This is a genomic window from Neoroseomonas soli, assembly GCF_018129065.1.
GTDB lineage: Bacteria > Pseudomonadota > Alphaproteobacteria > Acetobacterales > Acetobacteraceae > Neoroseomonas > Neoroseomonas soli.
On the sequence record NZ_JAAEDM010000005.1, the window covers coordinates 106399 to 131461 of the forward strand.

The 25063-nt window shown below is 69.3% G+C and carries 26 protein-coding genes and 2 tRNA genes; 25 read left to right on the forward strand and 3 right to left on the reverse strand.

From position 1 onward, the window contains the following. Window positions 1–150: 150 nt before the first annotated feature. Entirely contained in the window at window positions 151–1023 is an 873-nt protein-coding gene (locus GXW76_RS03360) for a hypothetical protein (RefSeq protein WP_211860574.1), read from the forward strand. Window positions 1024–1391: 368 nt separating this feature from the next. On the opposite strand, the gene GXW76_RS03365 is transcribed toward GXW76_RS03360, so the two are convergent. After that, a complete protein-coding gene (locus GXW76_RS03365) occupies window positions 1392–2276 on the reverse strand; it encodes an alpha/beta fold hydrolase (protein WP_211860575.1) in 885 nt (294 codons plus the stop codon). 87 nt (window positions 2277–2363) lie between these two features. Between GXW76_RS03365 and GXW76_RS03370 the strand changes: the two genes are divergently transcribed. From GXW76_RS03370 to GXW76_RS03380, 3 genes are read left to right on the forward strand one after another with little or no spacing between them, the layout of a single operon-like run. Next, complete coding sequence (locus GXW76_RS03370; RefSeq protein WP_211849040.1) at window positions 2364–2762, forward strand: carboxymuconolactone decarboxylase family protein; 399 nt, start codon at window positions 2364–2366, stop codon at window positions 2760–2762. Between the two features lie 4 nt (window positions 2763–2766). Next, window positions 2767–3672, forward strand: coding sequence for an NAD(P)-dependent oxidoreductase (locus tag GXW76_RS03375; RefSeq protein ID WP_211860576.1), 906 nt, complete (start codon window positions 2767–2769; stop codon window positions 3670–3672). After that, a complete protein-coding gene (locus tag GXW76_RS03380) occupies window positions 3669–4463 on the forward strand; it encodes an N-acyl homoserine lactonase family protein (protein WP_211860577.1) in 795 nt (264 codons plus the stop codon). Before GXW76_RS03375 ends, GXW76_RS03380 begins: the two co-directional genes overlap by 4 nt. Window positions 4464–4481: 18 nt before the next feature. On the opposite strand, the gene GXW76_RS03385 is transcribed toward GXW76_RS03380, so the two are convergent. After that, entirely contained in the window at window positions 4482–4808 is a 327-nt protein-coding gene (locus GXW76_RS03385) for a multidrug DMT transporter permease (RefSeq protein ID WP_211860578.1), read from the reverse strand. Window positions 4809–4903: 95 nt separating this feature from the next. Here GXW76_RS03385 and GXW76_RS03390 point away from each other — a divergent pair, with 95 nt between their 5' ends. The 18 genes from GXW76_RS03390 (at window position 4904) to GXW76_RS03475 (ending at window position 20445) form a co-directional block, all read left to right on the forward strand. Beyond that, window positions 4904–6040, forward strand: a complete 1137-nt coding sequence (locus tag GXW76_RS03390) for a glycosyltransferase family 4 protein (RefSeq protein ID WP_338150878.1) — start codon at window positions 4904–4906, stop codon at window positions 6038–6040. Next, complete coding sequence (locus GXW76_RS03395) at window positions 6040–6957, forward strand: glycosyltransferase family 9 protein (RefSeq protein WP_211860580.1); 918 nt, start codon at window positions 6040–6042, stop codon at window positions 6955–6957. The genes GXW76_RS03390 and GXW76_RS03395 overlap by 1 nt, the downstream gene beginning before the upstream one ends. Before the next feature lie 136 nt (window positions 6958–7093). Beyond that, the gene (gene thrS, locus GXW76_RS03400) at window positions 7094–9034 is read left to right on the forward strand and encodes a threonine--tRNA ligase (RefSeq protein WP_211860581.1); all 1941 of its coding nucleotides are present in this window, start codon (window positions 7094–7096) and stop codon (window positions 9032–9034) included. A gap of 133 nt (window positions 9035–9167) precedes the next feature. Next, window positions 9168–9692: a translation initiation factor IF-3 gene (infC, locus tag GXW76_RS03405; protein ID WP_211860582.1), complete on the forward strand. Its 525-nt coding sequence runs from the start codon at window positions 9168–9170 to the stop codon at window positions 9690–9692. Window positions 9693–9699: 7 nt separating this feature from the next. Then, window positions 9700–10053, forward strand: a complete 354-nt coding sequence (locus GXW76_RS03410; protein WP_211860583.1) for a hypothetical protein — start codon at window positions 9700–9702, stop codon at window positions 10051–10053. Window positions 10054–10148: 95 nt separating this feature from the next. Beyond that, window positions 10149–10841: a hypothetical protein gene (locus GXW76_RS03415; protein ID WP_211860584.1), complete on the forward strand. Its 693-nt coding sequence runs from the start codon at window positions 10149–10151 to the stop codon at window positions 10839–10841. A gap of 768 nt (window positions 10842–11609) precedes the next feature. After that, window positions 11610–12995 carry a signal recognition particle protein gene (gene ffh / locus GXW76_RS03420; protein ID WP_211860585.1) on the forward strand — a complete coding sequence of 462 codons (1386 nt, stop codon included), beginning with the start codon at window positions 11610–11612 and terminating at the stop codon, window positions 12993–12995. A 24-nt stretch (window positions 12996–13019) separates the two neighbouring features. Continuing rightward, window positions 13020–13355, forward strand: coding sequence for a 30S ribosomal protein S16 (gene rpsP / locus GXW76_RS03425; protein ID WP_211860586.1), 336 nt, complete (start codon window positions 13020–13022; stop codon window positions 13353–13355). Between the two features lie 27 nt (window positions 13356–13382). Then, window positions 13383–13952: a ribosome maturation factor RimM gene (rimM, locus tag GXW76_RS03430; RefSeq protein WP_211860587.1), complete on the forward strand. Its 570-nt coding sequence runs from the start codon at window positions 13383–13385 to the stop codon at window positions 13950–13952. Beyond that, complete coding sequence (gene trmD / locus GXW76_RS03435; RefSeq protein ID WP_211860588.1) at window positions 13949–14689, forward strand: tRNA (guanosine(37)-N1)-methyltransferase TrmD; 741 nt, start codon at window positions 13949–13951, stop codon at window positions 14687–14689. Before rimM ends, trmD begins: the two co-directional genes overlap by 4 nt. Window positions 14690–14713: 24 nt before the next feature. Then, window positions 14714–15115 (forward strand): 50S ribosomal protein L19, encoded by a 402-nt coding sequence (gene rplS, locus GXW76_RS03440; protein ID WP_211860589.1) that lies wholly within the window; start codon window positions 14714–14716, stop codon window positions 15113–15115. A gap of 59 nt (window positions 15116–15174) precedes the next feature. Continuing rightward, a complete protein-coding gene (gene leuC, locus GXW76_RS03445; protein ID WP_211860590.1) occupies window positions 15175–16605 on the forward strand; it encodes a 3-isopropylmalate dehydratase large subunit in 1431 nt (476 codons plus the stop codon). Further along, window positions 16605–17216: a 3-isopropylmalate dehydratase small subunit gene (gene leuD, locus GXW76_RS03450; protein WP_211860591.1), complete on the forward strand. Its 612-nt coding sequence runs from the start codon at window positions 16605–16607 to the stop codon at window positions 17214–17216. Before leuC ends, leuD begins: the two co-directional genes overlap by 1 nt. A gap of 67 nt (window positions 17217–17283) precedes the next feature. Beyond that, on the forward strand, window positions 17284–18399 hold the full coding sequence (leuB, locus tag GXW76_RS03455) for a 3-isopropylmalate dehydrogenase (RefSeq protein ID WP_211860592.1): 1116 nt from the start codon (window positions 17284–17286) through the stop codon (window positions 18397–18399). Window positions 18400–18708: 309 nt separating this feature from the next. Next, window positions 18709–19311, forward strand: a complete 603-nt coding sequence (locus GXW76_RS03460; RefSeq protein ID WP_211860593.1) for a DUF1326 domain-containing protein — start codon at window positions 18709–18711, stop codon at window positions 19309–19311. Window positions 19312–19332: 21 nt separating this feature from the next. Next, on the forward strand, window positions 19333–20145 hold the full coding sequence (locus GXW76_RS03465) for a DUF2182 domain-containing protein (RefSeq protein ID WP_211860594.1): 813 nt from the start codon (window positions 19333–19335) through the stop codon (window positions 20143–20145). Window positions 20146–20266: 121 nt separating this feature from the next. After that, window positions 20267–20343 (forward strand) — tRNA-Arg (locus GXW76_RS03470). A 25-nt stretch (window positions 20344–20368) separates the two neighbouring features. After that, window positions 20369–20445: transfer RNA gene (locus tag GXW76_RS03475), tRNA-Arg, on the forward strand. A gap of 25 nt (window positions 20446–20470) precedes the next feature. Here the strand turns inward: GXW76_RS03475 and GXW76_RS03480 are convergent. After that, entirely contained in the window at window positions 20471–20947 is a 477-nt protein-coding gene (locus tag GXW76_RS03480) for an SAM-dependent methyltransferase (RefSeq protein ID WP_211860595.1), read from the reverse strand. 147 nt (window positions 20948–21094) lie between these two features. Here GXW76_RS03480 and otsB point away from each other — a divergent pair, with 147 nt between their 5' ends. From otsB to GXW76_RS03495, 3 genes are read left to right on the forward strand one after another with little or no spacing between them, the layout of a single operon-like run. Then, on the forward strand, window positions 21095–21844 hold the full coding sequence (otsB, locus tag GXW76_RS03485; protein WP_338150879.1) for a trehalose-phosphatase: 750 nt from the start codon (window positions 21095–21097) through the stop codon (window positions 21842–21844). Continuing rightward, entirely contained in the window at window positions 21831–23627 is a 1797-nt protein-coding gene (locus GXW76_RS03490; RefSeq protein ID WP_211860596.1) for a glycoside hydrolase family 15 protein, read from the forward strand. Before otsB ends, GXW76_RS03490 begins: the two co-directional genes overlap by 14 nt. Further along, window positions 23612–24976, forward strand: coding sequence for an alpha,alpha-trehalose-phosphate synthase (UDP-forming) (locus GXW76_RS03495; protein WP_211860597.1), 1365 nt, complete (start codon window positions 23612–23614; stop codon window positions 24974–24976). The genes GXW76_RS03490 and GXW76_RS03495 overlap by 16 nt, the downstream gene beginning before the upstream one ends. The last annotated feature ends 87 nt before the right edge of the window (window positions 24977–25063 follow it).

The following is a 25063-nucleotide window of genomic DNA, read 5'->3' on the forward strand; positions in this document are numbered from 1 at the left end:
AGCATCTTCACCCGATCAGATGAGTCCACCTGATCGGGATCTGCTCTAACACCGGGTCAGACATTTCGTAGTTGAAATGGAAGGCCCGGCTCGCCACCATGCGGCGAGCCGCGCGTGCCTGCGTGGCACGACGCGGCGAGGAGCATGGCCATGGCGATCCTGTTCCGCATCATCCGCAACGGCGACGATTTCTCGGCCTCCGCCGACGGCGGCAGCCCGTTCTTCGTCGGCCGGCGCGTTCCCTTCCAGGGCAATATCGGCCTCTTCAACATCTTCCGGGGCACGAAGCTGGAGCGGCTCGACTACGCGGCCTCCGACTTCACCGGAGCCTTCGGCTTCTGGGCCGAGTTCGTGGAACCGACGGCAGCCTGCGAGGGGCGCAACTTCCTCACCCTGAACACGTACGACCGCGCGGCCTTCACATTCGGCTTCGCGCAGTTCGCGGCGCATGTGCCGAACGGGGACTTCGTCCGCTACTTCAGGATGCTGCTCGGGCGGCCGGAGGCGGCGGACTATTTTCCCAACCTCGCCCTGGTGAACGGACGGATCTGCCGGGATGAGGGCGGGCCCGTGCCGAAGCCGCTGGAGGACGACGCCTCGACCGAGGCGCTGATGGACTACCTCAACCCCGACCTGTCCGAAGTGCAGGACGCCGAGGTCATCGCCGCGGCGAAGCTGATCCACTGGACCAGCAATGTTGTCGAGGCGCGCGAGGCGCAGGTGCAGGTGATGACCGACGCCTATCGCGGCTTTGTGCGCCGGGCCGATGCGCGCGTCGGCATCGATGGCCGGAGCGCCGAACTGTGCTGCGTCATCGCCGACATCCTCCATCACGGGCGCGGCGGCCGCATGACCTGGCCGCTCGTCGACCAGGCCCTGAAGGGACCGCGGCCGTTCGACGACCTGATCGAGATCGGCGCCCCGAACTGGGGGGAGCGCCGGAAGACGCTGAAGGCCGAGATCCGCAAGCGCCCGGATTTCGCGACGAAGACCTGGAGCCGGGCGGCGGCGGATTTCGTCTGACGCCCGCATCGCCGGGGATCGACGTGAGCGTGTTCGGGTCCATGGTGCCGTGGATCCTGATGCCCGCGTCGCAGGGGACCGACCCTGGCGGCGCGGAAGCCGGCCCCGTCGATGTCGCGCGCGGCCGCCCGGTCAGCCTTGGGTGAAGCCTTTGCCGGGCGGGCGCGAAGCGCATCCCCTGCCGGGCGGGATGACCTGCTCGCGCGCGGGCGCCCCGACGGCGGGGGCTACGCCTACACGGTCAACCGCGGATGACCTGCTCGCGCGCGCGCCCCTCGTTTCGGGCGGGAGCGGCGAGCCCGCCCGATGCACCCCCCGCCGGCATCACGCCGGTCCGTGCCCGTCGCCCGGACCTGGCCGTGCGCCGCCTATCGGCTGAGGAAGCCGTCGAGCCGCGCCAGCACCTCCGCCGGTGCCTCCTCCGCCAGGTAGTGGCCGGAGGCGATGGCCCCGGTCTCGAGCGGCCCGGCCGCGTAGCGCCGCCAGATCTCCGGCGCGTCGTACCATTTCGGGATGCTGCCCTTGGCGCCCCAGAGCGCGAGCATCGGGCAGCGCACCTTCTCCCCCGCGGCGCGGGCGGCGCGGTCGTGCTCGAGGTCGATGGTCGTCGCCGCGCGGTAGTCCTCGCAGATCGCCTCGATCGTGCCGGGCGTGTGCAGCGCGTCGAGATAGTCCGCGCGCGCCTCCGGGTGGAAGAAATCCGCGGGCTTCGGCTCGCGCGAGGTGTGGAAGTCGAACCACGGCTCGATGTCGGCGCGGATCATGTTCTCCGGGCCCGGATGGCGCTGGGCGAGGAAGAACCAGTGCCAGTAGCCCATGGCGAATTTCATGTCCGTGTGCTCGAAATGCTCGAGCGTCGGGATGATGTCCATGGTGCAGAGCCGCTCGACGGCGGCGGCGTGGTCGAGCGCCATGCGATGCGCGACGCGCGCCCCGCGGTCATGCGCCACGACCTGGAATCGCTCATGGCCGAGCGCCTGCATCAGCGCGACCATGTCCGCGGCCATGGCGCGCTTCGAATAGGGCGCATGGTCCGCGCTGACCGGCGGCTTGTCGGAGAAGCCGTAGCCGGTGATGTCCGGGCAGATGACGGTGAAGCGCCGCGCCAGTTCCGGCGCGACCCGGTGCCACATGGCATGCGTCTGCGGGTTGCCGTGCAGAAGAAGCAGGGGAGGGCCTTCGCCGCCGCGCCGCAGGCGGAAACGGCGGCCCTGCGCCTCTCGGAATTCCAGGTTGAACCCATCGAAAAACATGGCTGCCTCCTCCGCCGCGCCCGGTTGACCGCCCCGCGGGTCCGCGCAAGCCTGCGCGCCTCAATCTTCCCGAGGGAGTGACGCAACATGTCCGACGATCAGGCGCTGTTCGACAAGGGCCTGCCCATCCGCCGCGCGGTGCTGGGCCCCGACTACGTGGATTCGTCCATGGCGAAGGCCGACGAGTTCATGATGTCCTTCCAGCGCGCCACCACCGCCTGGGCCTGGGGCTGGGCCTGGGGCGACCCGACGCTGGATCGCAAGACACGCTCGCTGCTGAACCTCGCGATGCTGACCGCGCTGGGCAAGATTCCGGAGGTGAAGCTGCACGTGAAGGGTGCGCTCAACAACGGCATCACGGTGGACGAGATCAAGGCGACGCTGCTGCACGCGACGGCTTATTGCGGCATCCCGGCCGGCCTCGACGCCTTCAAGGCGGCGCATGAGGTGCTGATCGCCGAAGGCGCCATCCCGGGGAAGAAGTAAGACCATGGCCGCCATCCGGAAGATCGCGTTTGCCGGCATCGGCAACATGGGCTGGCCGATGGCGGCCAACCTGGTGAAGGCCGGCTTCGACGTCACCGTCTGCGACGTCGTGCCCGGCCGCGCCGATGCCTTCGCCGCCGAGACCGGCGGCAAGGCCGCCGCCTCGCCGGCCGAAGCCGCCAAGGGCGCCGATTGCGTCGTCATCATCGTCCCCACCAGCAAGCAGGTGGCCGAGGCGGTGGAGGCGATGGGCGCCTCGCTGGCGAAGGACATGCTGGTCATCGACATGACCTCCGGCCAGCCGGGTCGCACGCGGGAGATCGCGGCGGGCCTCGCGGAGAAGGGCGTGGCGATGATCGACTGCCCGGTCTCGGGCGGCGTGCCGCGCGCCAAGACGGGGCAACTCGCCATCATGGCGGGCGGCGAGGAGGCCGACCTCGACCGCGCCGATCCGGTGCTGAAGGCGATGGGCACCTCCATCCACCGCTGCGGGCCGATCGGCGCCGGGCAGGCGATGAAGGCGCTGAACAACCTGGTCTCCGCCGGCGGCTACCTGATCGGCATCGAGGCGCTGCTGATCGGCCAGCGCTTCGGGCTCGACCCGGCGAAGATGGTGGACGTGCTGAACGCCAGCACGGGGATGAACAACTCGACGCAGAAGAAGTTCAAGGAATACGTGCTGTCGCGGCGCTTCGACGCGGGGTTCGGCCTCGACCTGATGGTCAAGGACCTGTCGATCGCGCTGGAAGTGGGCCGCGAGACGACGACGCCGACGCCCTTCGCCGCGCTGTGCCGCGAGATGTGGGCCTCGGCTGCTGCGCTGCTCGGGCCGGGGGCCGACCACACGGCCGTCGCCAAGCTGAGCGAGCAGATGTCGGGCACCATCCTCGGCGGGAACAAGTCGCCATGACCTGGGAAGTCTATGCCATCCGCTACGGGCGGCATGAGCGGACGGCGCAGACCAACCACCTGCTGCCGCTGCCCGACCCGCACGAGGCGATGCCGCTCGACTACTTCGTCTGGCTGCTGCGCGGGCCGGGCGGGCGGGAGATCGTGGTGGATACCGGCTTCGACCACGAACTGGCCGCGAAGCGTGGGCGCAAGCTGTCGCGCTCGGTCGCCGAGTGCCTGGCCTCGATGGGCACCGACCCGGCCAAGGTGCAGGACGTCATCATCACCCACCTGCACTACGACCATGCGGGCTCGCTCGGCATCTTCCCCGCCGCGCGCTTCCACCTGCAGGAACGCGAGATGCACTTCGCCGTCGGCCGGCACATGTGCGTCCACGCCATCCGCATGCCCTTCGAGGCCGACCACGTCGTCGCCATGGTCCGCGCCGTCTATGCCGACCGCGTGGAGTTCCACGATGGCGATGCCGAGGTCGCGCCCGGCGTCACCGTCCACCGCGTCGGCGGCCATTCGGACGGGTTGCAGATGGTCCGCGTCGAGACGGCGCGCGGGCCGGTGGTGCTCGCCTCCGACGCCATGCACTTCTATGCCAATGCGCTGAGCGGGAACCCGTTCCCGATCATCTTCGACCTCGGCGCCATGGCGGCGGGCTGGCGCACGGCGAAGAAGCTCGCGGGCGGCGACGACAGCCGGGTCATCCCCGGCCACGACCCCGAAGTGCGCAACCGCTTCCCGGCCGTGGCCGGCCAGAACGGTGAGGTCGTCGCACTGCACCTGCCGCCCGTCGCCTGACGGGCGGCGGGGCCAAGGTCAGCGCAGGATGGTCGCGAGGCCGGACAACAGCCCGGCCACGCAGAACACCATCGACAGGCCCGGCCAGGTCCGCATCGGGCCGCGCAAGCCGATCAATGCGTTCACCCCGAGCGAGGCCAGCACCGCCGCGACCGGCTGCGACCAGTGCATCGTCACGAACCCCCAGACGGCGAGGCCGATCCAACTCCAGAAGGCGGCTCTCGCCACCCAGCCCCAGACCATGTCCGAGGCGGCCGAGGCCGGGCGCATTTCCGGCGCGGCCGAGCGCGTCCGGATGAAACTGCCCGCCGAGAGCAGCATCATGGCCATGAGATAGGTGGGCATCCCCGCTACTTGCGCGGGCATCCGCTTCGGCGCAAGACCCGATGCCACCGGGACGGGACGCCGCCCCCTCGCATCATGAAACCGTTCATAGGACCGTGACCCCCCGCACCACGACGCCCGCCGTGCTGCAGATCGTGCCCTCGCTCGTCTCGGGCGGCGTGGAACGCGGCACGCTCGAGATCGCGGAGGCGCAGGTCGCCGCCGGGATGCGCGCCTTCGTGGCTTCGGCCGGCGGGCCGCTGGTGCCGGCGCTCGAGGCGCTCGGCGCGCGCCATGTCACGCTGCCGCTCGACACCAAGTCGCCGCCCGGCATCTGGCGCAATGCCGCCGCGCTCGCGGAACTGGTCCGCGCCGAGGCGATCGGCGTGCTCCACGCCAGGTCCCGTGCCCCCGCCTGGTCGGCGCTGCTCGCGGCGCGGCGCACCGGCGCGCGCTTCGTCACCACCTACCACGGCACCTACAACGAAGGCTTTCCGGGCAAGCGGCTCTACAACTCGGTCATGGCGCGGGGCGACCGGGTGATCGCCATCAGCCGCTTCATCGCGGACCTGGTCCGGCAGCGGCATGGCGTGGGCGAGGATCGACTGCGGATCATTCCGCGCGGCGTGGACGAGCGGGTCTTCGACCCTTCGCGCGTCTTCCCGGCCCGCGTGGCGGCGTTGCGCGCCGCCTGGGGCGCGCCGGAGGGCAGGCCGGTGGTGATGCTGCCCGGCCGCGTCACGCGCTGGAAAGGGCAGGGCGTGCTGGTGGAGGCGATGGCGCGGCTGCCAGGTGAGGCGATCGCGCTGCTGGTCGGCGATGCCGGCGCCAAGGCGGCATTCCGGGAGGAACTCGTCGCGCGCATCGCGGCGCTCGGGCTCGGGGACCGCGTGCGCCTGGTCGGCCATGCCGAGGACGTGCCCGCCGCGCTGCTGCTGGCGGATGTGGTGGTCCACGCCTCGACCGATGCCGAGGCCTTCGGCCGCACGGTGATCGAGGCCCAGGCAATGGAACGCTGCGTGGTGGCGAGCGACCTCGGCGGCCCGACGGAGACCGTGGAGCACGGCGTGACCGGCTGGCGCGTACGGCCCGGCGACCCGATGGCGCTCGCCGCGGCGATCGGCCGCGTGCTGGCCATGCCGGCCGAGGCGAGGGCCGCCATCGGCGCGCAGGCGCGGGCGGCGGTGCTGGCGGGCTACACCACGGCGCGGATGCAGGCGGCGACGCTCGCGGTCTATCGGGAAGTGCTGTGATGCGCGTGCTGGTCATCAAGCTCGCCGCGCTCGGGGATTTCGCCCAGGCCTTCGGGCCCTTCGCCGCGATCCGCGCCCACCACCCCGGCGCGCGCGTCACACTTCTGACGACGAAGCCCTATGCGCCGTTGGCCCGCATGTCGCCCTGGTTCGACGAGGTGTGGGAGGACGGACGCCCCGATTGGACGGATATCCCCGCTGTGCTTCGCCTGGCGCGACGGCTGCGGGCGGCGCGTTTCGACCGGGTCTATGACCTGCAGACTTCCTCGCGATCCTCCCGCTATCGCTGGTTCGTCGGCCGCCGCGCGGAATGGTCGGGCATCGCGCCCGGCTGCTCCCACCCCCATGCGAATCCGCGCCGGGACTTCATGCACACCGCCGAGCGGCAGCGGGAGCAGCTCGAGATGGCCGGCATCCGGGAATTCCCCGACCCGGACGTGTCCTGGCTCGATGCCGACCTCTCGCGCTTCGGCTTGCCGGGGCGCTTCGCGCTGCTGGTGCCCGGCGCCTCGCCGGGCCGGCCGGCCAAGCGCTGGCCGGCGGAGCGATTCGCGGCGCTCGCCGCGCTGCTCGATCTGCCGGCGGTGGTGATCGGCGGGCCGGCGGAGGCGCCGCTTGCCGCGACCATCCGCGCCGCCGCTCCGGCGACGGTGGACCTGACCGGGAAGACCGGCTTCGCCGATATCGCGGCCCTGGCCCGGCGGGCGGCGGCCTGCGTCGGCAACGACACCGGGCCGACGCACCTCGTCGCCGCCTGCGGCTGCCCGACGCTGGCTCTCTTTGGGGAGGACAGCGACCCGGCGCTCTGCGCGCCGCGCGGGGCCTCGGTGGTCGTATTGCGCAGCAGGACGCTCGGCACGCTCGATGTCGCAGAGGTCCTCGAGGCCGTCGCGGCGCTGCGGAACGGTGGGGGTTAGGACGACGGGGCGCACGCGCGGCGGCAGGCACGCGGCGGCGGAAGCCGTGGTCTGCATGCTCTCGCCTTGACGCGCCGGGCCCCCAACCGCAATTTCCGGCCCCCCAACCTCCTGCCGCACCGAGGATCAGCCCGCGATGCCCGCGATTACCCTGCCTGATGGTTCCGTCCGGTCCTTCGACGGACCGGTGACGGGCACGCAGGTCGCGGCCGCGATCGGCCCCGGCCTGGCCAAGGCCGCGCTGGCCATGCAGGTGGATGGCGCCATCCAGGACCTGGCGCGGACCATCGAGTCCGACGCGTCGGTGCGCTTCATCACGCGCAAGGATCCCGAGGCGCTGGAACTGATCCGCCACGACGCCGCCCATGTGCTGGCGGAGGCGGTGCAGGACCTCTACCCCGGCACCCAGGTCACGATCGGCCCGTCGATCGAGAACGGCTTCTATTACGACTTCGCCCGCAACGAGCCCTTCACCCCGGAGGACTTCGCCGCCATCGAGGCGAAGATGCGCGAGATCGTGGCCCGCAACGCGGGCTTCGAGCGCATCGTCACCACCCGGCATGAGGCCATCGCGCTCTTCTCGGACAAGGGCGAGCGCTACAAGGTCGAGCTGATCGAGGCGCTGCCGAAGGGCGAGACCATCACGCTCTACAGGCAGGGCGACTGGGTGGACCTCTGCCGTGGCCCGCACATGCGCGGCACGGGCGATGTCGGCACCGCCTTCAAGCTCATGAAGGTGGCCGGTGCCTACTGGCGCGGCGACCACCGCAACGCGATGCTGAGCCGCATCTACGGCACGGCCTGGCGCGACCAGAAGGAACTCGACGCCTACCTCCACCAGTTGGAGGAGGCGGAGAAGCGCGACCACCGCAAGATCGGCAAGGAGATGGGGTTGTTCCACCTCCAGGAGGAGGCGGTCGGCTCGGTCTTCTGGCACCCGAAGGGCTGGCGGCTCTACCGCACGGTCGAGGGCTACGTGCGCCGACGCCTCGACATCGCCGACTACCAGGAGGTGAAGACCCCGCAGCTGGTGGACCGCAAGCTCTGGGAGGCCTCCGGCCACTGGGAGAAGTTCCGCGAGAACATGTTCATCGCGACGGTGGAGGACGAGGGCGAGAAGGACCGCATCCTCGCGCTGAAGCCGATGAACTGCCCCTGCCACGTGCAGATCTTCAACCAGGGGCTGCGGTCGTATCGCGAGCTGCCGCTGCGCATGGCGGAATTCGGGTCGTGCCACCGCTATGAACCGAGCGGCGCGCTGCACGGCATCATGCGCGTGCGCGCCTTCACCCAGGACGACGCGCACATCTTCTGCTCGGAAGACCAGATTGCCGACGAGACGGTGCGCTTCGTCGAACTGCTGTCGTCGATCTACCGCGACTTCGGCTTCACCGAGTTCCGCGTGAAGTTCTCCGACCGCCCGGCGCGGCGCGCCGGCACCGACGAGGTCTGGGACCAGGCGGAGGGCGCGCTCAAGGAAGCCTGCCGGATCGCCGGCGTGGAATACGAGCTGAACCCGGGGGAGGGCGCCTTCTACGGCCCGAAGCTGGAATTCGTCCTGCGCGATGCCATAGGCCGCGACTGGCAGTGCGGCACCTTGCAGGTGGACTTCGTGCTGCCGGAGCGGCTCGACGCCGAATACGTGGCCGAGGACGGGTCCCGGAAGCGGCCGGTCATGCTGCACCGGGCCATCCTGGGGTCCTTCGAGCGCTTCCTCGGTATCCTGATCGAGCAGCATGCCGGGCGTTTCCCGCTCTGGCTCGCGCCGGTGCAGGTGGTGGTGGCGACCATCGTGGACGAGGCGGCCGGGTTCGCGCGCGAGGCGGCAGCCGCCTTGCAGAAGGCCGGGGTCGCGGTTTCGCTGGATCTGCGGAATGAGAAGATCAACCGCAAGGTGGTGGACCACATCGACCAGCGCGTGCCGGTGCTGGCCGTGGTCGGGCGGCGGGAGGCGGAGGAGCGCAGCCTTGTGCTGCGCCGCCTGCCGGGGCGGGAGCAGGAAACCCTGCCGCTCGCCGAGGCCATCGCCCGGCTTGTGGCGGAGGGGACGGCACCCGATCTCAGGGCTTCGGCGTGACGGCGGCGCATCTCCCGGTCCTTTGAGGGGCGCGGGAGGCGTCTATCCAGTTGCGGTGATGTGACCGCCGCCGCATAAAGCGCGTCACGCTGCTCTGAAACTTTGACAGGAGACGACAATAGCCCGAGGTCCCATGCCCGCCACGCCGCCCACCAAGGACGGCCCGCGCATCAATGATGAAATCCGCGTTCCCCAGGTGCGCCTGATCGACCAGCACGGCGAGATGCAGGGCGTGATGACGGCGCGCGAGGCGCTGATCCGCGCCTATGACGTCGGCCTCGACCTGGTGGAGATTTCGCCGAACGCGGTGCCGCCTGTCTGCAAGATTCTCGACTACGGCAAGTACAAGTACGAGCAGCAGAAGAAGGCGAACGAGGCGCGGAAGAAGCAGAAGGTCGTCGAGATCAAGGAAATCAAGGTCCGTCCGAACATCGACGACCACGACTACGATGTGAAGATGCGCCAGATGAAGACCTTCATCTCGGAAGGCGACAAGGTGAAGGTGACGCTGCGGTTCCGTGGCCGCGAGATGGCGCACCAGGATCTTGGCGCGAAGGTGCTGGAGCGAATCCGCAACGAGCTGATCGAAACCACCAAGGTCGAGCAGTTCCCGCGGATGGAGAACCGGCAGATGATCATGGTGCTGGCGCCGAAGTAGGCCCGGAATGGCTGACGCTCGAGGTTCTGAACCCAATCAGGCCGAAGGCGTCGCCCCTGCCAAGTCTGGCCCGGTCATGGTCGATGCGGCTGCGTGGGGCGCAGGCGACGAGGCTGCGCTCCGCGACGATCTTGCTGTCCGCCGCAGCAAATTGCTGGTGCCGATGGGGTTGGCAGGCCTGTTTGCTCTGTTTGGCCCGATGGCCGGGTGCGGCCAATTGGCCCGCGGCGACTGGCTTGAGGGTCTTGGAACCCTCGCTCTCTCCGCAGTCGCCATTCCGGCCTTCTTCTGGTTCCGAAGCGGCCGGGAGAGGTTGAAGGAAGAGCGCTCGAAGCCTGATCCTATGCCGCCGGCGGCCTGAGCGCCCCGCCTCCGGTTCGGGTTGGACCGCCGGCCAATCCTTGTCAGGACTGCTGCCTTCCACCATACTTCGTGAGGTAACGGTGCAGTCGGGCCATGTATTTGCGTGACGTGCGGATCGGCGCCGAATTCGGCGAAGCCTATGTCGCCGGCACAATTTCGGTCGCGCGATCTTCACGATTTGACGAACCGCAGCTTGTCTTGCCGCCGCATGACACGCTCGCGGTTAACTTCGATGATCGTGGCTATCTCGACATCCATCCGGTCGCTGACCCGCGACAACTCGATGACGGCCTCTTTTCGGCAGCCGATCTTGCGCCCCGTCTTCGCATTTGGGCGATTACCCGCGAGACGCTGGAAGAGTTGCCGACATTCACCGATGAGCCCTTTCTTTCGCTACGCCAGCCGGCTGGCGCCATGTGGAATCGGTTCTGCGCAGAATGGGACTCGTGGCAACCTCCGAAGGTGCCGCCCCCGCGCGGGCCGGGATGGCTGCCACTGGACGGCTGGGGGCCGCAGGAGCCCGGACCGATCTCGCAGCTCGTCGAGTCGCTTGAAGTCTCCGGCGGGACGGCTTCGGAAGGGCTTTGGCTCGTGATGTCGGGAACGCTTGGAGAGGTGATCGGGAACACCGTCGGACCGTTTGAAGGTAGCCTGCCACCGACCGGCCGGTTGACGGCGAAGCTCTGCATCCCGGTCGCCGCAGCAATGGCAAAAGGGTGGTTCGGGCTCATCCGTGCCCGCCGTTGGTGGCAAGTCGCAACACCGCCAAGGAAATGGGAAGCGTGAGAGGCGGAGGTCTTCAGATCACCGACCACGGTTACTTGGTGGTGCGGGGGCACATGGGCCTGACCGCAGGATCGGAAGCGGTTTTTACGCCCCGGCGCTCGCCGATCGCGACCTCTGAGGCTGAAATATTCCTGCTGTCATTGAGCAAGTATTCTTTGGGGTGCAGGCCAGGAAGCAGAGTCATTCGTGATCGGGATGGCTTCTTTCGTGAGCCACGCGATACTCGACTGAGAGACGTGCCGGAATTCTTCTTTAATGTTATTGGGTCATATTTGATAAAGTCATTATTGAGGCGCGTCAGTTATGTTGATGTGGCGTGGGATGCGGCCTTCGTTGGCGAAGTTATAGTGGTTGGATACGATATATTCGATACGAGGACGCTATTGTCGTTGAGATTGCGGGCCTCGCTCGGGAACGATGGGTTGGAATTGGAGCTATCTGGACGGATGGCGCCTCCACGCGAGATCCATCAATACACACCAGCGCCGAATGCTGACGGGTATCTGGTTACGTTATCGCTGCCTTGGAACGTTGTGATATTGCGAGATTTATCGAGTGGCATCCGCCGACGTCGGATCGCCGACTGTAGCTTTGGCCCGAGCTTGACCTCCGGGGGAGCATAAGCCTAAACGCCTGCTCCTCGGTTCGCCCTGAACCGTTGGTCCGGCCACTCATGGGCTGGGCTCCGCCGCTCCGCGAAGACTCGCGCAGCGGCGCAAAGCCTTTTGGGGCAACCGCAACGCTTTGAAGGACTGAACTGGCCGCCCGATGTTCGAGGCATTGTCCAGCAAGCTGAACGGGGTCTTCGATCGGCTGCGCCGCCGCGGCGCGCTGTCGGAGGCCGACGTCACCGAGGCGCTGCGCGAGGTCCGCGTCGCGCTGCTGGAGGCCGACGTCGCGCTCCCGGTGGTCCGCGACCTGGTCAACAAGGTCCGCGAGCGCGCGGTGGGGCAGGAGGTGCTGCGCTCCGTCTCCCCCGCGCAGCAGGTCGTCAAGATCGTCAACGATGCGCTCGTCGAAGCGCTCGGCGGCGGCGAGGGCGATGACGGCAAGCGCGGCATCGACCTGAACGCGCCGTCCCCGGTGCCGATCCTGATGGTCGGCCTGCAGGGCTCGGGCAAGACGACCACCTCGGGCAAGATCGCGCTGCGGCTGCGGACCAAGGACCGCAAGAAGGTCCTGCTCGCCTCGCTCGACGTGCATCGCCCGGCGGCGCAGTTGCAGTTGCAGACCCTGGCGCAGCAGGCGGAAGTCACCTCCCTGCCGATCGTGCCGGGCCAGACGCCGATCCAGATCGCCGCCCGCGCGATGGATGTCGGCCGGCGCGAACTCTACGACGTCGTCATCCTCGACACCGCCGGCCGCCTCGCCATCGACGAGGCGCTGATGGAGGAGGTGGCGCAGGTCAAGCTCGCCACCAACCCGCACGAGACGCTGCTGGTCGTGGACGCCATGACCGGCCAGGACGCGGTGAACACGGCCCGCGCCTTCCAGGACAAGGTCGGCGTCACCGGCATCGTCATGACGCGCATCGACGGCGATGCGCGCGGCGGTGCCGCGCTGTCCATGCGCGCGGTCACCGGCGCGCCGATCAAGCTGCTGGGCGCGGGCGAGAAGCTCGACGCGCTCGAGGACTTCCATCCGGACCGCATCGCCTCGCGCATCCTCGGCATGGGCGACATCGTCTCCCTGGTCGAGAAGGCCGCGGCGACGATCGACCAGGCCGAGGCCGAGAAGCTCGCGGCCCGGATGCAGAAGGGCAAGTTCACGCTGGAAGACTACGCGGCCCAGCTCAAGCAGATCGGCAAGATGGGCAGCCTGCAGGGCATCCTCGGGATGCTGCCGGGTGTCGGCAAGATCAAGCAGCAGTTGAACGACGCGAACCTGGATACCTCGATCCTGAAGCGTCAGGCCGCGATCATCGGCTCGATGACGGCGAAGGAGCGGCGTTTCCCGGATGTGATCAAGGCGTCGCGCAAGAAGCGCATCGCCGCCGGGTCCGGGACTTCGGTTCAGGAAGTGAACAAGCTGCTCAAGCAGTTCGACGACATGTCCGCGATGATGAAGCGGATGAACAAGCTCGGCCAGAAGGGGCTGATGCGTGGCGGGCTCGCCGCGTTGCTCCCCGGGGCCGGAAACAAGCGACCATTCTAGAGACGAAAGACGAAAGGAAGCCTCATGGGCCTCAAGATCCGCCTCGCCCGCGCCGGTGCGAAGAAGCGCCCCTACTACCACATCGTGGTGGCCGACAGCCGTTCGCCGCGCGACGGCCGCTTCATCGAGGCCGTGGGCTCCTACAACCCGATGCTGCCGGCCGAGCACGCCGAGCGCATCCGCCTGAAGAACGAGCGCATCACCCACTGGCTCAGCCAGGGCGCGGTGGCGACCGATCGCGTGGCGAAGTTCCTCGGCAAGGCCGGCCTCGCGCCGATGCCGGTGTTCGCCGAGCAGCCGAAGCAGTCCGCGCCGAAGAAGAAGGCGCAGGAGCGCGCCGCGGCCGCCGCGGCGGGCTGAAGCATTCCGCGAACCGGGTGACGTGACGTGGCGGTGAAGCGCGTATTGGTGGGCGAGATCGGCAGGCCGCATGGCGTGCGCGGCCTCGTGCGCCTGCGTGCCTTCACCGAGGATCCGGCCGCCATCGCCGCCTTTTCCCCGCTGACCGACGAATCCGGCACGCGGCGCTTCGCGATCACGCTCAAGGGTGGCGACATCGCCGCCGTTGAGGGTGTCGCCGACCGCGACGCGGCGCAGCGCCTGACCGGGACGAAGCTCTATGTCGAGCGCGACCGGCTGCCGGCGGCGGAGGAGGAGGAGTTCTACCTGACCGACCTGATCGGCCTCGCGGCCGTGACGGAGGGCGGGGAGAGCCTCGGCACGGTCCGCGCGGTGGAGGACCACGGCGCCGGCGCCTTCCTGATCGTGCATGGCGGGGCGCGCGAGCACCTGCTGCCCTTCACGAAGGCCGTGGTGCCGGTGGTGGACATCGCCGGCGGCCGCATCACCGTGGTGCCTCCGGGGGAGATCGTCGCGGCCCCGCCGCGCGGGACGAGCACGGCCCCGCCGCACGGGACGAACGTCGCCCCGCAGCCTGGGGAGGAGGACGCCGCATGACTTGGCGCGCCTCCGTTCTCACGCTTTTCCCGGAGATGTTTCCTGGCCCACTCGGCCTGTCGCTCGCGGGGCGTGCGCTGCGCGACGGCCGGTGGTCCATCGACACGCACGACATCCGGTCCTTCGCCACCGACCGCCACCGCACGGTGGACGACACGCCGGCCGGCGGCGGGGCAGGGATGGTGATGCGCCCGGACGTGCTCGACACGGCCATCGGGGGCGTGATGCCGGAAGGCGACGCCCGTCCGCTGGTCTACCTGACGCCGCGCGGGCGGCTGCTGGACCAGGCCATGGTCCGGTCGCTGGCCGAGGGACCGGGCTGCGTCCTGCTCTGCGGCCGCTACGAAGGCATCGACCAGCGCGTCATCGAGGCGCGCGGCATGGTCGAGGTCTCGATCGGCGACTACGTGCTGAGCGGGGGCGAGACGGCGGCGCTGGTGCTGCTCGATGCCTGCGTGCGGCTGCTGCCGGGCGTCATGGGTGCCGCGGACAGCGCCGCGGAGGAAAGCCACGGCGCCGAAGGGCTGCTGGAATACCCGCACTACACCCGCCCGGCCGAATGGAAGGGCCGAGCCATCCCGGACGTACTGCTCTCCGGTCACCACGCCGAGATCGCGCGCTGGCGGCGGGCGGAGAGCGAGCGGATCACGAAGGAGCGCCGGCCCGACCTCTGGGCGCGGCACGAAGCGAAACAATGCGGGGCTGGGGGCATGGACGGCCACCCCGCCGCCGCCTAAAGGACTCAAGGAAAGGACATTGTCATGAACCTTCTGGAGCAGTTCGAGGCCGAGCAGCTGTCTCGCCTCACCGCCGCCCGCGCCACGCCGGACTTCGCCCCGGGCGACACCGTCCGCGTGATGGTGAAGGTGCAGGAAGGCGAGCGCGTCCGCACCCAGGCCTATGAGGGCGTGGTGATCGCGCGCAGCAACAAGGGCGTGCAGAGCAACTTCACGGTGCGCAAGCTCTCCTACGGCGAGGGCGTGGAGCGCGTCTTCCCGCTCTATTCCCCGAACGTGGCCGAGATCCAGGTGGTCCGCCGCGGCAAGGTGCGCCGCGCGAAGCTGTACTACCTGCGTGGCCGCACCGGTAAGTCGGCGCGCATCGCCGAGAAGCTGGGCGTGAAGGCGGAAGCGGCGAAGCCTGCCGCCACGACCGAAGGCTAACCATATAAGGGGCGCCGCGGACCGCGCGGCGCCCTGGACTGATCTACCGGGAGAAAGCGATGTCAGCGCAGAAGCCGCGCACTTTGTTCGACAAGATCTGGGATGCCCACGTCGTCGAGACGCTCCCGGACGGCACGGCGCTGCTCTACATCGACCTCCATCTCACCCATGAAGTGACGACGCCGCAGGCCTTCGACGGCCTGCGGGCGGCTGGCCGCAAGATCCGCCGCCCCGAGGCGACGCTCGGCGTGATCGACCACAACATCGCGACCGACGCTTCCCGCTACACGGGCATCGTCGATCCCGAGAGCCGGCTGCAGGTCGAGACGCTCGAGAAGAACGCCGCCGAGTTCGGCATGCCGCTGATCCCGCTGCTCGATGAGCGGCAGGGCATCGTGCACGTGATCGGTCCGGAACTCGGCCGGTCTCTGCCGGGCATGACGATCGTCTGCGGCGACAGCCACACCTCGACGCATGGCGCGATGGGCGCGCTGGCCTTCGGCATCGGCACGTCGGAGGTCGAGCACGTGCTCGCCACCCAGACGCTGCTGCAGAAGCCGGCCAAGAACATGCGCATCAGCGTGGACGGCAACCTGGCCTTCGGTTGCAGCGCGAAGGACATCGTGCTGGCCATCATCGGCAGGATCGGCACGGCGGGCGGCACGGGCCACGTCATCGAATATGCGGGCGATGCGATCCGTGCCCTCGACATGGCCGGCCGCATGACGGTCTGCAACATGTCGATCGAGGGCGGCGCGCGCGCCGGCATGGTGGCCCCCGACCAGACCACCTACGACTATATCGCGAAGACGCCGAATGGGCCGAAGGGTGCCGCGCTGGCGCGCGCAATGGAGTGGTGGAAGACGCTGCCGTCCGACGCCGCGGCGCATTTCGACACTGAACTGCGCCTCGATGCCCATGCCATCGCCCCGCAGGTCACCTGGGGCACGAACCCCGAGGCCGTGCTGCCGATCACCGGCGTGGTGCCGAACCCCGCGGACGTGGCCGACGAGGCGAAGCGCACGCAGATGGAGCGCATGGTCCAGTACATGGGCCTGACGCCGGGCCAGCGGCTGCAGGACCTGAAGGTGGACGTCGTCTTCATCGGCTCCTGCACCAATTCGCGCATCGAGGACATCCGCGCCGCCGCGGCCATCGCCAAGGGCCGCAAGGTCGCCGACGGCGTGCGCGCCATGGTCGTGCCTGGCTCGGGCCTGGTGAAGAAGCAGGCGGAGGCCGAAGGCCTTGACCGCGTCCTGCGCGAAGCGGGCTTCGAGTGGCGCGAGGCCGGGTGCTCCATGTGCCTCGGCATGAACCCGGACAAGCTCACGCCGGGCCAGCGTTCGGCCAGCACGTCCAACCGCAACTTCGAAGGCCGCCAGGGCCCCGGCGGGCGCACCCATCTGCTGTCCCCGGCCATGGCCGCCGCCGCCGCGGTGGCGGGCCACCTCGCCGATGTCCGCGACTATCAGCCGAAGGAGACCGTGTGATGCAGGCCTTCACGACGCTGACCGGCATCGCCGCGCCGCTTCCGAAGGCGAATGTCGACACGGACCAGATCATCCCGGCGCGCTTCCTGAAGTCGATCTCGCGCCTCGGCTTCGGGAAGAACCTCTTCGCCAACTTCCGCTACAAGGAAGACGGCTCGGAGAACCCGGATTTCGTCCTGAACCAGGAACCCTACCGCAAGGCCGAGGTCCTCATCGCCTTCGAGAATTTCGGCTGCGGCTCCTCGCGTGAGCACGCGCCCTGGGCGCTGCTCGACTTCGGCATCCGCTGCGTCATCGCGCCGGACTTCGCCGACATCTTCCACAACAACTGCTTCAAGAACGGCGTCCTGCCGGTGCGGCTTCCGAAGGAAGTCTGCGCGCAACTGATGGAAGACGCGAAGCTCGGCGCCAATGCCCGTATCACCGTCGACCTCGAGCGCGAAGTGGTGGTGCGCCCGAACGGGCAGGAGATCGCCTTCAAGATCGACCCGCTGCGTCGGCACCTGCTGCTGAACGGCCTCGACGACATCGGCCAGACGATGCAGCACGCGCCCGCCATCGATTCCTTCGAGGCGAAGCAGAAGGCCGCCCAGCCCTGGCTCTACGCCTGACCTGACTCACCCCCGGGTGGTGCCCTCCCGGGGCGCCTCCCCTGACTTCCAGGAGACGTCCCGAGAGATGCCGTCCAACAAGAAACTTCTCATCCTGCCCGGCGACGGGATCGGCCCCGAGGTGGTGCGCGAAGTCCGTCGTGTCATCGACTGGATGGACCGCCGCCGCGCCGTGACCTTCGAGATCGATGAAGGCCTGGTCGGCGGCTCGGCGATCGACGTCGAGGGCACGCCCTGCTCCGATGCGACCGTCGCCAAGGCGAAGTCGGCTGATGCGGTGCTGTTCGGCTCCGTCGGCGGCCCGAAGTGGGACAGCCTGCCCTTCGAGCAGCGTCCCGAGCTCGGCATCCTGCGCCTGCGCAAGGACCTCGGCCTCTTCGCGAACCTGCGCCCGGCGCTGGTGATGGACCCGCTGGTGGACGCTTCCTCGCTGAAGCCGGACATCGTGCGCGGCGTGGACATCATGGTCGTCCGCGAATCGACGGGCGGCGTCTATTTCGGTGAGCCGCGCGGCGTCGAGACGCTGCCCGACGGCAAGCGCCGCGGCTTCGACACCGACGTCTACCATGAGGACGAGATCGCCCGCGTCGCACGCGTCGCCTTCGACCTGGCGCGCAAGCGCCGCGGCAAGGTGACATCCGTCGAGAAGGCGAACGTCATGCAGTCCGGCCGCCTGTGGCGCGCCGTCGTCGGCGAGATCCACAAGGCCGAATACGCGGACGTGCAGCTCGAGAACATGTACGCCGACAACTGCGCGATGCAGCTTTGCAGCCGCCCGAAGCAGTTCGACGTCATCCTCGGCAACAACCTGTTCGGCGACGTGCTGTCGGACCTGGCGGCGGCGCTGACGGGCTCGCTCGGCATGCTGCCCTCCGCGACGCTCGGCGCGGTGGACCCCACCACCGGCAAGCGCCACGCGCTCTACGAGCCGATCCACGGCTCCGCGCCCGACATCGCGGGCAAGGGAATCGCGAACCCGCTCGCGCAGATCCTCTCCTTCGCCATGCTGCTGCGCTGGTCCTTCGGCATGGAGGAAGACGCGGCCCTGGTCGAGCAGGCGGTGGGCAAGGTGCTCGCCGGCGGCCTGCGCACGGCGGACATCATGCAGCCCGGCATGGCCCGCGTCGGCACGACCGTGATGGGCGAGGCCGTGGTGCGCGAACTCGACAAGCTCTCCGCCTGAACCCTGGAGGGGGCGCATAGTCGCCCCTTCCCGACCGGCGGCCCCGACGGCATTCCCGCTCGGGGCGCGTCCGGTGTCCGCTTTGTTGATGCGCCCCGGCGCCCATTTCACCGAGGGGTAGGGTCCGCGCCGATCGGCCAGCGCGCGCGTCGGATTCCGCGTGACAGCCGGACGTGTCGGCATCAAATTGAATCAACGCCGTTCTTCCGGTCCCGTTTTGCGTCGCGTGGTTCGACGCCAGGCACTTGCGAGCAATTTGCCGTCGGCCCATCGCCCCAGGGCGTGGCCGTGCCAGAGGGAGGGAGCACCATGGGCTACAGTCTCAAGGGTGAACTGCTCGAGGTCTGCGACTGCAACACCCTTTGCCCCTGCTGGATCGGCGAGGACCCGGACAACGGGACCTGTCGTTCCTCGCTCGCCTACCACATCGAGAAGGGCGAGATCGACGGCGTGGACGTCTCGGGTCTCAACTTCGGGCTTGCGGTCTTCATTCCGGGGAATGTCCTCGCCGGGAAGTGGCGGGTGGTCCGCTATGTGGACGATCGCGCGAACGGCGCCCAGGAAGCGGCCCTGCTCAAGGTCTTCAGGGGCGAGGCGGGCGGCCCGATAGCGGACCTCGCCGGCCTGGTGGGCGAGGAGGTCGGTGCCCGCCGCGCGAAGTTCACCTTCGACGTGAAGGAAGGGAAGGGGACGCTGAAGATCGGCGACGCCGTGCATGCGGAAATGGAGCCCTATCGCGGCCCGACCGGCGAACCGACCCGCCTTGTCGAGAGCATCTTCTCGACCATTCCCGGTTCGCCGGCCTTCGTCGGCAAGGCGTCGGAATTCCGGCTGAAGCAGCCCGAGCTCGGCATCGACCTCGACCTGCGGGGGCACAATGCCATCCAGGGCTTTTTCGAGATGCGGCACTGACCGCGCGATGGCGGGCGGGCGATGCCGCATGCCGGTGCATCGGGCGGGCTGACGCCGCACGACCGATGGTTCGTGCCGCTCTTCGGCGGCACGGTCCTGCTGGCCTGGGTGGCCCTGGGCGCCTGGGATCTGTCGCCCTTCGCGGAGTATCTGCGCCACGACTGGACCCGGCTTGGTCTCGCCGCAGGCCTGTGCAGCGCCCTGCCGGCCGGGGAGGTCATCGGCCCTGCGCTGCTCTATGCCGGCGGGTGGGTGCTGATGACGGCGGCGATGATGCTGCCGACGACACTGCCGCTCGTGATGGTGTTCCGACGCATGACGCGGAGCCGGCGGGATGGCGGGCGACTCCTTGCGCTGCTCTTCGCGGGCTATCTCGGGGCCTGGTTCGGCTTCGGCATCGCGGCGCATCTGCTCGGCATGCTCCTGCTCGAAGCGGCGCGGGCCTCGCTGTGGCTGACCTTCAACGGCTGGGCGATCGGGGCCGGCATCCTCGGTGCCGCGGGGCTTTTCCAGTTCTCGCGGCTCAAATACCGATGCCTCGACGGGTGCCGTTCGCCGCTCCCCTTCGTGCTGGCACGATGGAAAGGGCAGCGGCCCGCGCGCGAGAGCCTCGGTATCGGATTCGCGCACGGCGCCTACTGCGTCGGCTGCTGCTGGCTGCTCATGCTGCTGATGTTCGTGGTCGGCACGGGCAGCCTCGGCTGGATGCTGGCGCTCGGGGCGGTGATGGCGCTGGAGAAGAACAGCCGCTGGGGCCGGCGGCTGGCGGCGCCGCTCGGGGTCGCGCTGTTGCTGGCTGCGGCGGGGGTCGCGGTGAGCGCGGCCGGCGTGTGAAGGCCCTGGATCGCGCTTCCGGCGGGCGGGATTGCGGATGCTGGTCCGTTCCTGCGGAGGAGGGGTTGCGCCCCACCGCGGCCTCCGCTATTTCCCCGGCCTCGCCGCGGTGGCGGCAAGGGCGCCCGTAGCTCAGCTGGATAGAGCACCAGACTACGAATCTGGGGGTCAGAGGTTCGAATCCTTTCGGGCGCGCCACTCCACCGTTCCACCCGCAGCGTCCGCGCCCGTAGCTCAACTGGACAGAGCACCAGACTACGGATCTGGGGGTTGGGAGTTCGAATCTTCCCGGGCGCGCCATTCATCCGTGGAAGCCACAGAAATCTCAGGGTTGGCCTACGCGCGCCCGTACTTGGTGCGGGCCTTCGCGCCAGGCATCCAGCGCGACCTCCCGCAGCGGCGTGCCGCCATCGGTGAATAATCGCCCATCCGGCCCGAGCGCGGCGGCGATGCGGGGCAGGGCCTTTCGTCCGGCCTCCGGATGCCGCCCGTCGAGGGCACCGACGCGAATCGCCACCGCGATGTCGTACGGCGCCTCACCGGGGTCGAGGCTGAACGCCTCCACCGCGACCTGCCGGAAGCTCAACCGCCCTGCGGCGACCTCATCGCGGCAGGTCTCCCGCGCCAGGGTGATCGCCGCTCCGGAACGGTCGATCCCGAGGACATGCCCCGACCCGACGCGCCTTGCGATCGCCCTCGCCGCCGCGCCAGGGCCGCAGCCGATCTCGAGCACGCGCAACCCCGGGCGTAGCGGCAGGGCGTCCACGATCGCCTGGAGGCGCGCCGACAGCCGCTCGGTCATGCGGGATCCTCCATCTCCATGATGCGGCGATCATAGGCGCGACCGCGCGCCGCGGCCGACCCCGACGCATGACGTTCACCCCGCCGTACCGACCTCACGAAGTGTTACCGGGGTGCATTTCCGTCGTGATCGTCCTACCTAATACGGGTGACTTCCCTCTGTGTTCCCGAGATCGAGGCCGGCTGGGCGCTCTTCCTCGATCTCGACGGCACCCTTCTCGACATCGCGCCCACGCCGGACGCCGTCCGTGTGCCACCCGGCCTGATCGAATCCCTCTCCGGGCTTGAGGCGTGCCTCGACGGCGCGCTGGCCATCGTGACCGGCCGCGCGCGGGCTACGGTCGATGGCCTGCTCGCCCCGCTCACCCCTGCCGGCGGCTTCGGCCATGGGGCGGAACTGCGCGACGCTGCCGGCCGCACCGGCGGCACGGACGCCTTCCCGGCGCTGCCCGCCGATTGGGGCGTGCGGTTGGAACGGGAGGCCGCCGCCTGGCCCGGCGTGATCCTCGAACGCAAGCCGCACGGCTTGGCGCTGCACTACCGTGCCGTCCCCGAGCGGGCCGCCGATGCGCGCGCCGCGCTCGAATCGCTGCTCGCCGGCCATGCCGAGCACTTCGCCCTTCTGCCTGCCCACATGGCCTTCGAGATCCGCCCCCGCGGCGCCACCAAGGCCCGTGCCGTGGAGGCGCTGATGCGCTCCGCCCCCTTTCACGGCCGCCGCCCGGTCTTCGTCGGCGACGACGTGACCGACGAGGACGGCATGGCTGCCGCGCGACGCCTCGGCGGGCTTGGCCTGTATGTCGGCCGTGACTTCCGCTGCGGACCAGCCGAGGTCCGTGCCTGGATCGCCCGCGCGCTTGCGCGCCTGTCGCAGGGGAACGCGCATGCCCAACCTTGATTACGCCGTCATCGGCAATTGCGCCGTCGCCTCCCTGATTTCCGCCTCGGCGCGACACGAATGGTTCTGCTTCCCGCGCCTGGACGGGGAGCCCGTGTTCAACGCGCTGCTCGGCGGCAGCGACCCGTCGCATGGCTTCATGGACGTGCTGCTGCGCGACCAGGTGCAGGCCCGGCAGCGCTACCTTCGCAACACCGCCGTGGTCGAGACGCTGCTGACCGACGCGGACGGCGGCGGCGTGCGCGTGCTGGATGTCGCGCCGCGCTTCCGCCGATTCGGGCGCATCTATCGCCCGCCCATGCTGGTGCGGCGCATCGAGCCCGTCTCCGGCCGGCCGCGCATCCGCCTGCGCATCCGCCCTTCCTTCGACTACGGCGCGGATACGGGGCGGACCAGCATCGGCAGCAACCACATCCGCTACGTCGGCGCGGACACGGTATTGCGGCTGACCACCGATGCGCCGCTTTCCTACGTGACGGGGGAGGCGGAATTCGGTCTCGACCGCCCGGTCAGCCTGGTGCTCGGCACCGACGAAAGCCTGCCGGAGGCGCCCGATACCGTCGCCCGCACCGTGCTGGCGGAGACCGAGGCGTATTGGCTCGACTGGGTGCGCGGCCTGAACCTGCCTTTCGACTGGCAGGAAGCGGTGATCCGAGCCGCCATCACCCTGAAGCTCTGTTCCTTCGAGGATACGGGCGGCATCGTCGCCGCGCTCACCACCTCCATCCCCGAGGCGCCGGGCAGCGGCCGCTGCTGGGACTACCGCTTCAGCTGGCTGCGCGATTCCTTCTTCACCGTCGGCGCGCTGAACCGCCTGAACGCGACGCGCACCATGGAAGGCTTCCTGCGCTTCATCATGGATGCGGTGCCTGACGGGTCGCCGGGGCCGATTCCGCCATTGTTTCCGATCGCGCCGGGCACGTCGGTGGATGAGAGAATCGCTGGCGCGCTGCCGGGCTTCCGCGGCGATGGGCCGGTGCGGGTCGGCAATGCCGCCGTCTCCCAGGTGCAGAACGACGGCTACGGCGCCATCGTGCTGACCGCGGCGCAGATGTTCCATGACCAGCGGCTGGCGCGCACCGGCAATCTCGCGCTCTATCGCCAGCTCGCCGCGATCGGTGGCCAAGCGGAACGCGCGGCCTTCGAGCCCGATGCCGGGCTCTGGGAGTATCGCGGCCGCGCGGTGCCGCACACCTATTCGGCGGCGATGTGCTGGGCCGCGCTCGATCGGCTCGGCGCCATCGCGCAGCATCTCGGCCACACGGAGGAAGCGCACGACTGGGACCGGCGTGCCGCCGCGCTGCGCACCCGCATCCTGGATGCCGCGACCGTGCCGGGGGAGGGCTGGATCTCCGGTGCCCTGGACGGCACGCCGATCGCCGACGCCTCCACCTTCCTGCTGCCGGAATTCGGGCTCATCCGCGCGACCGACCCGCTCTTCCTGCGCACGGTCGAGGTGCTGGAAAAGCGCCTGGTCCGCGACGGCATCGTCCTGCGCTACGACCACGCGGATGATTTCGGCACGCCCGAGGTCGGCTTCCTGGTCTGCACCTTCTGGTACATCGACGCGCTGGCGCGCGTCGGCCGCAAGGACGAAGCGCGCGCCCTGTTCGAGCGCGCCCTGTCCTGGCGCAACCATGTCGGCCTGCTGTCGGAGGACGTGCACCCGGCGACCGGCGCGCTGTGGGGCAACTTCCCGCAGACCTATTCGCAGGTGGGACTGATCCTGTCCGCCATGCGCCTTTCCCGGACCTGGGAGGAAGGCCTGTGGCGCGCCTCGTAGTCGTCTCCAACCGCGTCCCGCTGCCCAGGACCAAGGGGGCGGCGAGCGCGGGCGGCCTCGCGGTCGCGCTGCAATCCTTCGTGGCGCCCGGCACTCTGTGGTTCGGCTGGTCCGGGCGCGTCATGGAGCGCACCGCGACCAAGCCGCGCTTCGTCGAGGGCGGCGGCGTGACCTACGCCACACTCGACCTCGGCGCGGAGGACTACGACCGCTTCTATGTCGGCTTCGCGAACTCCGCGCTCTGGCCGCTGCTGCATTTCCGATTGGGGCTGATGCGCTACACGCGCGAGGATTTCGACGGCTATCTTGCGGTCAACGCCGCCTTCGCAGATGCGCTGATGCCGATGCTGCGGCCGGACGACATGGTCTGGGTACACGACTACCACCTGATCCCGTTCGCCGCCGCGCTGCGGGCGCGCGGCTTTGCCGGGCGGATCGGGTTCTTCCTGCACATCCCCTTCGTGCCGGCCTCGGTGCTGGAGGCGCTGCCGCCGGCGCGCGACCTGCTGCGCGCGCTCTGCGCCTATGACGTGGTCGGCTTTCAGACGCGAACGCATCTTGCGGATTTCCTCGACTGCGCGCGCCGCTTCACCGGCTTCACCGTGGAAGGGGAGGAGGTGCTGACCGACGGCCGCCGCGTGCGTGCCATCGCCAACCCGATCGGCATCGATGCGGCGGGCTTTGCGCGGATGGCGGCGCGGTCGGCCGGCACGGCCTATATCCAGCGCATGCGGGAAAGCCTGGTCGGGCGCGCGCTGGCCATCAGCGCAGAGCGTCTCGACTATTCCAAGGGCCTGCCCAACCGCTTCGAGGGATTCGCGCGGCTGCTCGCGCGCTTCCCCAACCAGCAGCGGCGTGTCTCCCTGCTGCAGATCGCCGCCCGGTCGCGGGAGGATGTGGAGGAATACCAGACGCTGCGCCGCGAACTGGACCGGCTCGCGGGGGACATCAACGGCCGCTTCTCTCAGTTCGACTGGGTGCCGCTGCGCTACATGACGCAGACCGTGGCGCGGACGAAGCTCGCGGGGCTGTTCCGCATCGCGCGCATCGGCCTGGTCACGCCGCTGCGGGACGGGATGAACCTGGTGGCGAAGGAATTCGTTGCCGCGCAGGACCCGGCCGATCCGGGCGTGCTGATCCTCTCGCGCTTCGCCGGGGCGGCGGAGGAACTGACCGAGGCGCTGCTGGTCAACCCCTACGACCCGGACGAGATCGCGGAGGCCATGCAAGCGGCGCTCGAGATGCCGCTCGAGGAACGGCAGGCCCGCCATGCCGTGCTGCGCAAGGCGGTGTTCGAGGTGACCTCCGCCCGCTACTGCAACACCTTCGTGGATGCGCTGGCGGCCTAGAGAGATTTTCGTTCGCCCCGACTCACGAACACCGCTCCAGGCCTTTGTTTTTTTGAGCATCTTCACCCGATCAGGTGATTCCACCTG

Coding starts and splice junctions, on each gene's coding strand:
- GXW76_RS03365 (WP_211860575.1), bottom strand. CDS start 2,276: ATGTTTTTCGATGGGTTCAACCTGGAATTCCGAGAGGCGCAGGGCCGC.
- GXW76_RS03370 (WP_211849040.1), top strand. CDS start 2,364: ATGTCCGACGATCAGGCGCTGTTCGACAAGGGCCTGCCCATCCGCCGC.
- thrS (WP_211860581.1), top strand. CDS start 7,094: ATGCCCGCGATTACCCTGCCTGATGGTTCCGTCCGGTCCTTCGACGGA.
- leuD (WP_211860591.1), top strand. CDS start 16,605: ATGCAGGCCTTCACGACGCTGACCGGCATCGCCGCGCCGCTTCCGAAG.
- GXW76_RS03385 (WP_211860578.1), bottom strand. CDS start 4,808: ATGCCCACCTATCTCATGGCCATGATGCTGCTCTCGGCGGGCAGTTTC.
- GXW76_RS03490 (WP_211860596.1), top strand. CDS start 21,831: ATGCCCAACCTTGATTACGCCGTCATCGGCAATTGCGCCGTCGCCTCC.
- GXW76_RS03460 (WP_211860593.1), top strand. CDS start 18,709: ATGGGCTACAGTCTCAAGGGTGAACTGCTCGAGGTCTGCGACTGCAAC.
- GXW76_RS03380 (WP_211860577.1), top strand. CDS start 3,669: ATGACCTGGGAAGTCTATGCCATCCGCTACGGGCGGCATGAGCGGACG.
- GXW76_RS03480 (WP_211860595.1), bottom strand. CDS start 20,947: ATGACCGAGCGGCTGTCGGCGCGCCTCCAGGCGATCGTGGACGCCCTG.
- GXW76_RS03375 (WP_211860576.1), top strand. CDS start 2,767: ATGGCCGCCATCCGGAAGATCGCGTTTGCCGGCATCGGCAACATGGGC.
- trmD (WP_211860588.1), top strand. CDS start 13,949: ATGACTTGGCGCGCCTCCGTTCTCACGCTTTTCCCGGAGATGTTTCCT.
- infC (WP_211860582.1), top strand. CDS start 9,168: ATGCCCGCCACGCCGCCCACCAAGGACGGCCCGCGCATCAATGATGAA.
- GXW76_RS03465 (WP_211860594.1), top strand. CDS start 19,333: ATGCCGCATGCCGGTGCATCGGGCGGGCTGACGCCGCACGACCGATGG.
- GXW76_RS03410 (WP_211860583.1), top strand. CDS start 9,700: ATGGCTGACGCTCGAGGTTCTGAACCCAATCAGGCCGAAGGCGTCGCC.
- rplS (WP_211860589.1), top strand. CDS start 14,714: ATGAACCTTCTGGAGCAGTTCGAGGCCGAGCAGCTGTCTCGCCTCACC.
- GXW76_RS03415 (WP_211860584.1), top strand. CDS start 10,149: ATGTATTTGCGTGACGTGCGGATCGGCGCCGAATTCGGCGAAGCCTAT.
- rpsP (WP_211860586.1), top strand. CDS start 13,020: ATGGGCCTCAAGATCCGCCTCGCCCGCGCCGGTGCGAAGAAGCGCCCC.
- ffh (WP_211860585.1), top strand. CDS start 11,610: ATGTTCGAGGCATTGTCCAGCAAGCTGAACGGGGTCTTCGATCGGCTG.
- leuC (WP_211860590.1), top strand. CDS start 15,175: ATGTCAGCGCAGAAGCCGCGCACTTTGTTCGACAAGATCTGGGATGCC.
- GXW76_RS03360 (WP_211860574.1), top strand. CDS start 151: ATGGCGATCCTGTTCCGCATCATCCGCAACGGCGACGATTTCTCGGCC.
- leuB (WP_211860592.1), top strand. CDS start 17,284: ATGCCGTCCAACAAGAAACTTCTCATCCTGCCCGGCGACGGGATCGGC.
- GXW76_RS03395 (WP_211860580.1), top strand. CDS start 6,040: ATGCGCGTGCTGGTCATCAAGCTCGCCGCGCTCGGGGATTTCGCCCAG.